Raw genomic sequence first — 8,606 nt, forward strand, 5'->3', positions numbered from 1 at the left:
GGTGACCGTCCGGGACGGCGCCCGCACCTGGCAGGTCCTGGCCCGCCCGGTCCGCGCGGGCAGCGCGCGCGGCACGCTCTGGGTCTTCGCGCCCGACACCGCCAGCCGCGCCCAAGTGCGGCTGGTACGGCGCCGGGTGGTGCTGACCGCGCTGCTCGCCGCGCCGCTGTCCGGGCTGCTCGCCTGGGGGGTCGCCGGGGGCGCGAGCGCACCGCTGCGCCGCCTCACGCGCCGTACGGCCGGGCTGGATCCGCGCATCAGCGGGGACCGGCTCGGCCAGGAGCGCACCGGGGTCACCGAAGTGGACGAGCTGGCCGCCACCCTGCGCACCGTCCTCGCCCGCTACGACGAGCAGGCCGCGCGCACCGCCGAGGCCCTGGACACCGCCCGCTCCTTCTCCTCCGCCGCCGCGCACGAACTGCGCACCCCGCTGATGAGCATGGGCACCAACCTCGACATCCTCGGCTTCCCCGGCCTGCCCGACGGCGACCGGGACGAGGTGCTGACGGACCTCCGGCTCGAACACGCCCGGCTGCTCGGCCTGTTGGTGATGCTGCGGGAGCTGGGGCGCGGCGACCTGGTGGAGGCGGAGACCTTCGCGCCCGTGGATCTCGCGGACGTCGCCGACGCGGCCGTGGCCGAGGCTTGCCGCCGGGACCGGGGCGCCGAGATCACCCTGGACGCTGAACCGGGACTGTCCGTGCACGGCTGGGAGCCGGGGCTGCGGCTGCTCCTGGACAACCTGCTCGCCAACGCGCTGGCCCACGGCCGCGACACGACGGGCGCCGCCCGCATACGGGTGAGCGCGCACCGCTTCGGGAACGACGCCGTCCTCGCCGTGACCGACCGGGGGCCCGGCATACCGCCCGAGGCGCGGCAGCGGGTCTTCGAGCGGTTCCGGCGCGGCCCCGACAGCACGGGCTCCGGCCTCGGCCTCACCCTCGTCGCCCAGCAGGCGGCGCTGCACCGGGGGAGCGTGGGTGTCGCCGACGGCCCGGACGGCACGGGGGCGCGCTTCGAGGTACGGCTGCCGCTCGGGGGACCGGGGCGGCCCGGCCGCCGGGACTGGCTCATCGGCACGGCGGAGCACGGCGTCACGGCCGGGACGAACCGGTCACAGGGTTTCCCCAAAGAAGCCTCCTAGCTTCTCCTCCGACGGACGGCCGAGTCGGCCGCCCCGCAAGCGAAGGAGAGGCACATGCACATACGACCGCAGGCCCGCACCCTCCTGGCCGGACTCGCGGCCGCGGCACTCCTGGCGGGCACGGCGGGAGTCGCCTCGGCCGGCGACGCCACGCCCACCCCGAAGGCCGCCGGGCCCACCGGTGACGGCGCCCAGGCGCTGTGCAAGCGGGTGCCGAAGATCGACCGGCGGCTGGACCGCGCCCTGGAGCGGCTGGACGCGGGCGTGGCCCGGCGCGGCTCGGTGGCCCGGCTCCAGCAGCGCGTGGACAACGCCAAGAAGGCGGGCCACTCCGAGATCGCCACGTTCCTCCAGGACCGGCTGGACTTCCGCACGTCGCTGCGGACCAGCCTGGAACAGCGCCAGAAGGACCTGGACGCGGTCAAGGACTGGTGCGCGAAGAACGACGACGGCAAGGCGGGGAGCTGATGCGCACGGCCCGGCGGACAGCGGCGGCCGTACTCCTGACGGCGCTCGCGGCCCTCGCCACCGGCTGCGGCCACGACGACGCCGCGACGACCCCGGGCACCGGGGGCTCGTCGGCGGCCGCCACCTCCGCCCCGTCCGGCTACGCGGACATGGAGAAGAAGGTCGACGCCGCCGAGTCGGCGGCGGCCGCGGCGGACCGCGACGCGACGAGCGACGCGGACAATTGACGCCCTCACCTGCGTGAACGCAGATGATTCCGGTCAGCACCGCTACGCGGTGCCTCCTCGGGTTCCTGCTTCACGGGTCCCTGCCACCCGGAGGTGGTCTTACAAGGCCTCCACAGGCCTGACTTCCCGCCCGTCCGGCGGTAGGTCCGCCAACTGTGTTGTCGGACAAGGCGACGTTAGCAGTGACGCTGCGCCCCTACGGGCCGCCGTGGCGAGAATGCCCCACACCTCCGCCCTGAGGGTGGAGCACTGGGCAAGTGTGCGGTAGCGGCGGGGGAGAGGGCCGGGACACCTGGGGTGCCCCGGCCCCTTCGGCTCCCGGCTCAGCGCTCCCCGCCCGGCACCCACAGCACGTCCCCGGTCTCCTTGTTCGCCGTGCGGGCCAGGATGAACAGCAGGTCGGAGAGGCGGTTGAGGTAGGTCGCGGTGAGCGGGTTCATCGCGTCGCCGTGCACTTCGAGCGCGGCCCACGTGGACCGCTCGGCCCGCCGTACGACCGTGCACGCCTGGTGCAGCAGGGCCGCGCCCGGGGTGCCGCCCGGCAGGATGAACGACCTCAGCTTCGCCAGCTGTTCGTTGAACCGGTCGCAGTCCGCCTCCAGCCGGTCCACGTAGAACTGCTCGACCCTGAGCGGCGGGAACTCCGGGTTCTCCACCACCGGCGTCGACAGGTCCGCACCCACGTCGAACAGATCGTTCTGCACCCGGGTGAGGACGGCCACGATCTCCTCCTCAAGGCCGCCCAACGCGATCGCCGTCCCGATCACCGCGTTCGCCTCGTTGGCGTCGGCGTACGCCGAGATCCGCAGATCCGTCTTGGCGACCCGGCTCATGTCCCCGAGCGCGGTGGTGCCCTTGTCGCCGGTCCTGGTGTAGATACGCGTCAGATTGACCATGCGGCCAGCGTAGTTACACCCCGGCCCTGCGGAACACTCGTGTGCCCACCGCCACGGCGAGCACGGCGAAGCCCACGGCGACGAGCGAGCCGTACAGCATGTGCGCGCTCGCGTACCGGCCCACATAGGCGTCGCGCACCGCGTCCACCAGATAGCGGAACGGCACGAGGTGCGAGAGCAGGTCCAGCCAGCGGGGTCCCAGCGTCATCGGCAGCATCAGCCCGGACAACAGCATCGAGGGCACCGTCAGGGCGTTGATCAGCGGGGCGAACTCCTGCGGGGTGCGCGCCTTCATCGCCAGGGCGTACGACAGCGAGGCCAGCGCCACCGTCAGCAGGGCCACGAAGGCGAAGCCGGCCAGGATGCCCGGCAGCGGTGCCCGCAGCCCCAGTACCAGCGCGGCCAGCACCAGCAGGACGGCCTGGAGGACGAGGACCGTCGCGTCCCGCAACACCCGGCCGAGCAGCAGCGCGAGACGGCTGACCGGGGTCACCCGCAGCCGCTCCACCACCCCCTGCGCGTTCTCCGTGATGAGGGCGAATCCCGCGAACGAGGCGCCGAACAGCGCGAGTTGGAGCAGCAGTCCGGGCACGAGCAGCTGCCAGGAGCTGCCCCGGCCGCCGAGCGGCAGACGGGTCAGCAGCGGGCCGAAGAGGAACAGATAGAGCAACGGCGTCAGCAGTCCGAAGAGCAGCCCCACCCGGGAGCGCAGGGACTGGCGCAGGGAGCGACCGTAGACGATGGCCGTGTCGTGCAGAAGCATGGGGAGTCCTAGACGGCTACGGGAGCGGAGTCGGCCGGGGCGGGCCCGCGGCCGGTGACGGCGAGGAAGGTGTCCTGGAGGGTGGCGTCGAGCGAGCCCCCGTACTCCAGCTTGAGCACGGCCGGGGTGCCCTCGGCGGCGACCACGCCCCGGTCGACGATGACCAGGCGGTCGGCGAGGGCGTCGGCCTCGTCCAGGTAGTGGGTGGTCAGGAACACGGTCGTGCCGTGCTCGTCGCGCAGTCGGCGGACCAGGTCCCACAGGTCGGCGCGGCTGCCCGGGTCGAGACCGGTGGTCGGCTCGTCCAGGAACAGCACCTTGGGCCGGTGGGTGAGCGCCATCGCGATGTCCAGGCGGCGGCGCTGGCCCCCGGAGAGCGCGCCGGCCTTGCGGTCGAGCAGGTCGGTGAGGTCCAGCTCGCGGGCGAGTTCCCCGGCGCGGGCGGTCGCCTCGGCCCTGGACAGCCGGTACAGCCGCCCCTGGGTGACGAGTTCCTCGCGCACGCCGACCTGCGGGTCGGCCCCGCCGGACTGGGCGACGTAGCCGCAGGCCCGGCGCACCCCGGCGGGGTCGGTCACCAGGTCGTGCCCGGCGACGGTCGCCGCGCCGCCGGTGGGCTTCAGAAGGGTGGTGAGCATGCGCAGGGTGGTGGTCTTACCCGCGCCGTTGGGGCCGAGGAAGCCGAGGATCTCGCCCTCGCGCACGGTGAGGTCGACGCACCGTACGGCCTCCACGGGTCCTGTCTTCGTACGGAAGGTGCGGGCCAGTCCGGCCGCGCTGATGACTGCTGCCATGCCCACAGAAAAACAGAGAGACCCTAAAATTGCAATGACCCCAAATTTCAAGAGACCCCACTCAGGGAGGGGTCGATCTACGATGACGGCATGGCAGAGGGGCTCAGGGAGCGGAAGAAGCGCGAGACCAGGCAGCGGATCTCGGACATCGCCACCGGACTGTTCCTGGAGCGCGGCTTCATGGCGGTGACGATGGCGGACGTGGCCGAGGCGGCCGACGTCTCCGTGAACACGGTCTACAACTACTTCCCCGCCAAGGAGGACCTCTTCTTCGACCGCGCCGACGGCCTGGTCGACCGGCTCACGCGCTGGGTGCGCGGCCGCGACACGGGGGAGTCGGCGGTGGCCGCCGTGCTGCGCGAGCTGCGCGGCGAGGTCGAGGCCGTCTCCCCCCGGGTCGGCCTGACCAAGGGCTACGACCGCTTCATGCGCGTCGTCCACGAGGCGCCGCCCCTCAGGTCCCGGCTCTGGTCCTTGCAGCAGGAGATCCAGGACCACCTGGCGGCGGCCCTGCGCGAGGAGACGGGCGCCGCCGACGGCGATCCCCGGCCCGAGCTGATGGCCGGACAGATCTGCTGGGTTCATCAGACGGTGTTCGCCGCCATCGGGCGCGCCATGCTCGCCGGCCGCGAACCCGACGAGGTCTCCCGTGAAGTGCTGGTCCTGCTGGACGACATCGAGGAGCTGCTGAGCGAGCAGGTCCTCAACTACGCGATCCGCCAACCCCGCTGACCCGGCCACCCGTCAAAGGGTGCGAAAGCGTACGCATTTGACGCCCCGTGCCGGTCCCACCGGAACGTGACGGGTGTCTCACGCCCTGAGACCGTGACACGCGTTACTTACGGTCCTCATGGCCGCGCCCGGGCGCTAATCTCCGCCGGAGAGGAACCATAAACAGCGCGTAAGGGGTGTGGGAGTGGCTGGGAAGCTCGCCGTCATCGGAGCCGGGCTCATGGGGTCCGGGATCGCCCAGGTCGCCGCTCAGGCCGGCTGGGACGTCGTTCTGCGCGACGTCACCGACGAGGCGCTCAAGCGGGGGACCGACGGCATCCGGGCCTCGTACGACAAGTTCGTGGCCAAGGGCAAGCTCGACGCGGCCGACGCCGAGGCCGCCCTCGGGCGGATCACCCCGACCACCGACCTGGACGCGGCCGCCGACGCGGACATCGTGGTCGAGGCCGTCTTCGAGAAGCTGGAGATCAAGCACGAGATCTTCCGCGCGCTCGACAAGATCGTCCGGCCGGACACCGTGCTCGCCTCCAACACCTCCGCCATCCCGATCACCAAGATCGCGGCCGCCACCGAGCACCCCGAGCGGGTCGTCGGCGTGCACTTCTTCTCGCCGGTGCCGATGATGCGGCTCGTCGAGCTGGTCCGGGGTTACAAGACCAGCGACGAAACCCTCGCCACCGCGCGGGAGTTCGCCGAGTCGGTCGGCAAGACCTGCATCGTCGTCAACCGCGACGTCGCCGGGTTCGTCACCACCCGCCTGATCTCCGCCCTCGTGGTCGAGGCCACCAAGCTCTACGAGTCCGGCGTCGCCACGGCCGAGGACATCGACCTCGCCTGCAAGCTCGGCTTCGGACACGCCATGGGCCCGCTGGCCACCGCCGACCTCACCGGCGTGGACATCCTGCTGCACGCCACCGGCAACATCTACACCGAGAGCCAGGACGAGAAGTTCGCCCCGCCGGAGCTGATGCGCCGGATGGTGGACGCCGGTGACATCGGCCGCAAGAGCGGGCAGGGCTTCTACACGTACTGATCCGTACTGACGCGGTACCGGGTCGGAACCGACCCGGTACCGACCCCCGTACCGATCCGTACACATCCGGACAGGCACCCCTGGAGTATCACCCTCGGGGGTGAATTCGGTATCGGTTCGCTTACAAAGAGCAACCGCTCTGCCACTCACACAGTCAGACGGTGCACAGCACCGACACGGAGTACGCCACTCGCACTCAACGGGGAGCGCATATGTACATCAGGGGCGACCACGCCGAGCTGGTCGTCGGGGGGCGCCTCGACGTCCGCAGCGCGGCGGACGCCCGTACGGCCCTGCACGCGGCCGTCGACCACGGGATCGGCGATCTCGTGCTCGACCTGTCCGAACTGGACTCCTGGGACGCCACCGGGCTCGGGGTGATCATGGGCGCCCACCGGCGGGCCGGCCGCTGCGGCCGCCGTCTGGTGCTGCGCCATGTGCCGGCGCAGATGCAGCGGCTGCTGGTCGCCACCCGGCTGCACCGCATCCTCGCCATCGAGGGCGGGATCGGCGTCGAGTCGCTGCCCCGGGTGTGACCCCCGGGCAGTAACGGTCCTGCCGTCGCGCGTGGTTCACCGCGGGAAGCCGCAAGGCCGGACACGGACGCCCAACCGCACGTCGGGGGCATTCCTCACCGGACCGTGATCTCTCGGACCACCGGGCACCCCGCTCTGTCGCGGATGCCGTCCGAAGGTTTAAGGTTCGGTCGCCCGCTGCCTCGTATCCCTTCGAGCGGGCCCGGACCAGAAGCGACAGCGCGATGTGCGGCAGGCCGGTGGGGGCCGAGACAGGGCACACGACGCTTTTGGGGAGAACCCATGGACCCGATCACTCCGGGAACCGAGGAGCACGACCGGGCGCCAGGCCGCAGGCCGCCCCGCGACTCCCTCACCGCCCACCTCGTCCAGAGCGCCCCGGCCCTCGCCCGTACGACCCGGATCGTCTCCGGTGACTTCCTGCTGACCGTCAACCCCGTCGACGGCAGCGAGATCGCGCCCGTCCCGCCCGGCACCCCGGGCGCCGGTACGCCCCGCAGGCGCAGCGCCGAGGAGCGCGCCGAGGCCGAGTACGCCGCCCTGCCGCCCGGCGCCGAGGAGTCCGAGGTCGAGCTGCTCGCCCGTCAGGAGGTGCGCGAGAGCCTGGTCCAGCTGCTCACCCGGGGCCGCTCCGTGCGCCTGACCGGCCCGGCCGGCGCCGGCCGCACCTCCCTCCTCGACCTGGTCGCCGAGGACTGCACCGACCTCGCCCCCGACGGCGTGGTCCGCCTCACCGGCGCCCACCGCACCGCCGACGACCTGCTGCGCGACCTCTTCCACACCGTCTACGACGCCCCGCACCGCCACCCCGAGCCGGACGAACTGCGCACCCTGGTCAAGGAGATCGGCGCCGTCGTCGTCGTGGACGACCTGGAGTTCGGCGGTGCCTCGCTCTCCGGCCTCCTCGACGCCACCCCCGAGTGCGCCTTCCTGCTCGGCGCCACCCCCGACATCCCCGCCCCCGCCGCCGACCTGGAGGTCGAGGAGGTCGAACTCCCCGGCCTGGACCGCGCGGCCAGCATGGAGATCCTGGAGCGCACCCTCGGCCGCGCCCTCACCGAGGAGGAGTCCAACTGGGCGGGCGACCTGTGGTTCGAGTCCGAGGGACTGCCCCTCAGATTCGTCCAGGCGGGCGCCCTGCTCCGGCAGCGCGAGCAACTCCGCGCGGGCGCCGGGGTGGTGGACGAGTACGGCGTCTTCGAGGACGTACGGCCCCCCGCCGAGGCGGTGTTCGGGGTACCGGTCGAGGAGGACGAGGCCGAGGAGGTCCCGCTGCCCTCCCTCGGCGAGGCCGCCGCCCCCGCCCCGCTGCTCGCCTCCCGGCTCAGCTCCTCGGCCCGCGCCACGCTCCGCTTCGCCGTCGCGCTGGAGGGCGAGGTGCCCCACCAGGCCCATCTGCCCGCGCTGGTGGGCGACACCCACGCGGACGCCGCGCTCGCCGAGCTGTCGGCCTGCGGCCTGGTCTCCCGCGCCGGTGCCCGCTACCGGCTCGCGTCCAGCGTGCGGGTCCAGCTGGAGGCCGCCGGATACGGCGACGACGCCGCCGAACGCGCCCTCACCGCCGCCCGGCACTACGCCTGGTGGGCGGGGCACCCCTCGGTCGCCCCGGAGCGGGTGTGCGCCGAGGCCGACGCGGTGCTCGCCGCGCTCGCGCTGCTCGCCCCCGCCGTACGGCAGCAGACCGAGGGCGAGGGGAACGAGGCGGAGGCGGAGGAGAACTGCGCGGTACGGCTCGCCCACGCGGCCTGCGCCGCCTTCGCCGCCGGACTGCACTGGAACGCCTGGCAGCGCACCCTGCGGGTCGGCACCGAGGCCGCCCGGCTGGCCGGTGACACGGCCGAACAGGCTTACTTCCACCACGAGTTGGGCGTACTCGCGCTGTGCGAGGGCCAGTTGGACCGGGCCCGTACCGAGCTGGAGGCGTCCCAGGGGCTGCGGGCCGCGCTCGCGGACAAGCGCGGCACCGTCGCGGGCCGCCGCGCGCTCGCGCTGGTCGCCGACCGCGCGGGTGAC

10 protein-coding genes are annotated in these 8,606 nt (G+C 72.8%); 7 read left to right on the forward strand and 3 right to left on the reverse strand.

Features of this window, described 5'->3' with window-relative positions; all coding sequences use genetic code 11:
- From GTW40_RS05145 to GTW40_RS05155, 3 genes are all read left to right on the forward strand, one after another.
- Nucleotides 1-1,144, forward strand: a 1,144-nt coding sequence (locus GTW40_RS05145) for a HAMP domain-containing sensor histidine kinase (RefSeq protein WP_161178949.1), incomplete at its 5' end; no start/stop codon positions are given.
- A gap of 54 nt (nucleotides 1,145-1,198) precedes the next feature.
- Nucleotides 1,199-1,612 carry a hypothetical protein gene (locus GTW40_RS05150; RefSeq protein WP_161178950.1) on the forward strand — a complete coding sequence of 138 codons (414 nt, stop codon included), beginning with the start codon at nucleotides 1,199-1,201 and terminating at the stop codon, nucleotides 1,610-1,612.
- Complete coding sequence (locus GTW40_RS05155) at nucleotides 1,612-1,839, forward strand: hypothetical protein (RefSeq protein ID WP_161178951.1); 228 nt, start codon at nucleotides 1,612-1,614, stop codon at nucleotides 1,837-1,839. Before GTW40_RS05150 ends, GTW40_RS05155 begins: the two co-directional genes overlap by 1 nt.
- 323 nt (nucleotides 1,840-2,162) lie before the next feature.
- On the opposite strand, the gene GTW40_RS05160 is transcribed toward GTW40_RS05155, so the two are convergent.
- Genes GTW40_RS05160 through GTW40_RS05170 form a run of 3 tightly spaced genes read right to left on the reverse strand, consistent with a single transcriptional unit; the run spans nucleotide 2,163 to nucleotide 4,292 of the window.
- On the reverse strand, nucleotides 2,163-2,735 hold the full coding sequence (locus GTW40_RS05160) for a cob(I)yrinic acid a,c-diamide adenosyltransferase (RefSeq protein ID WP_161178952.1): 573 nt from the start codon (nucleotides 2,733-2,735) through the stop codon (nucleotides 2,163-2,165).
- A 13-nt stretch (nucleotides 2,736-2,748) separates the two neighbouring features.
- Complete coding sequence (locus GTW40_RS05165) at nucleotides 2,749-3,498, reverse strand: ABC transporter permease (RefSeq protein WP_161178953.1); 750 nt, start codon at nucleotides 3,496-3,498, stop codon at nucleotides 2,749-2,751.
- 8 nt (nucleotides 3,499-3,506) lie between these two features.
- Complete coding sequence (locus tag GTW40_RS05170; RefSeq protein ID WP_161178954.1) at nucleotides 3,507-4,292, reverse strand: ATP-binding cassette domain-containing protein; 786 nt, start codon at nucleotides 4,290-4,292, stop codon at nucleotides 3,507-3,509.
- A gap of 90 nt (nucleotides 4,293-4,382) precedes the next feature.
- Here GTW40_RS05170 and GTW40_RS05175 point away from each other — a divergent pair, with 90 nt between their 5' ends.
- From GTW40_RS05175 to GTW40_RS05190, 4 genes are all read left to right on the forward strand, one after another.
- Nucleotides 4,383-5,024: a TetR/AcrR family transcriptional regulator gene (locus GTW40_RS05175; RefSeq protein ID WP_161178955.1), complete on the forward strand. Its 642-nt coding sequence runs from the start codon at nucleotides 4,383-4,385 to the stop codon at nucleotides 5,022-5,024.
- A gap of 184 nt (nucleotides 5,025-5,208) precedes the next feature.
- The gene (locus tag GTW40_RS05180; protein ID WP_161178956.1) at nucleotides 5,209-6,057 is read left to right on the forward strand and encodes a 3-hydroxyacyl-CoA dehydrogenase family protein; all 849 of its coding nucleotides are present in this window, start codon (nucleotides 5,209-5,211) and stop codon (nucleotides 6,055-6,057) included.
- A 212-nt stretch (nucleotides 6,058-6,269) separates the two neighbouring features.
- Nucleotides 6,270-6,593 (forward strand): STAS domain-containing protein, encoded by a 324-nt coding sequence (locus GTW40_RS05185; protein WP_161178957.1) that lies wholly within the window; start codon nucleotides 6,270-6,272, stop codon nucleotides 6,591-6,593.
- 282 nt (nucleotides 6,594-6,875) lie between these two features.
- A partial coding sequence (locus GTW40_RS05190) for an ATP-binding protein (protein WP_161178958.1) occupies nucleotides 6,876-8,606 on the forward strand: 1,731 nt, incomplete at its 3' end.

The sequence above is a fragment of the Streptomyces sp. SID4985 genome (genome assembly GCF_009863025.1).
Lineage (GTDB): Bacteria > Actinomycetota > Actinomycetes > Streptomycetales > Streptomycetaceae > Streptomyces.

Bases quoted from the DNA above. Each gene is read 5' to 3' on its own strand.
- GTW40_RS05150 (WP_161178950.1), top strand. From the start codon at position 1,199: ATGCACATACGACCGCAGGCCCGCACCCTCCTGGCCGGACTCGCGGCC.
- GTW40_RS05155 (WP_161178951.1), top strand. From the start codon at position 1,612: ATGCGCACGGCCCGGCGGACAGCGGCGGCCGTACTCCTGACGGCGCTC.
- GTW40_RS05160 (WP_161178952.1), bottom strand. From the start codon at position 2,735: ATGGTCAATCTGACGCGTATCTACACCAGGACCGGCGACAAGGGCACC.
- GTW40_RS05165 (WP_161178953.1), bottom strand. From the start codon at position 3,498: ATGCTTCTGCACGACACGGCCATCGTCTACGGTCGCTCCCTGCGCCAG.
- GTW40_RS05170 (WP_161178954.1), bottom strand. From the start codon at position 4,292: ATGGCAGCAGTCATCAGCGCGGCCGGACTGGCCCGCACCTTCCGTACG.
- GTW40_RS05175 (WP_161178955.1), top strand. From the start codon at position 4,383: ATGGCAGAGGGGCTCAGGGAGCGGAAGAAGCGCGAGACCAGGCAGCGG.
- GTW40_RS05185 (WP_161178957.1), top strand. From the start codon at position 6,270: ATGTACATCAGGGGCGACCACGCCGAGCTGGTCGTCGGGGGGCGCCTC.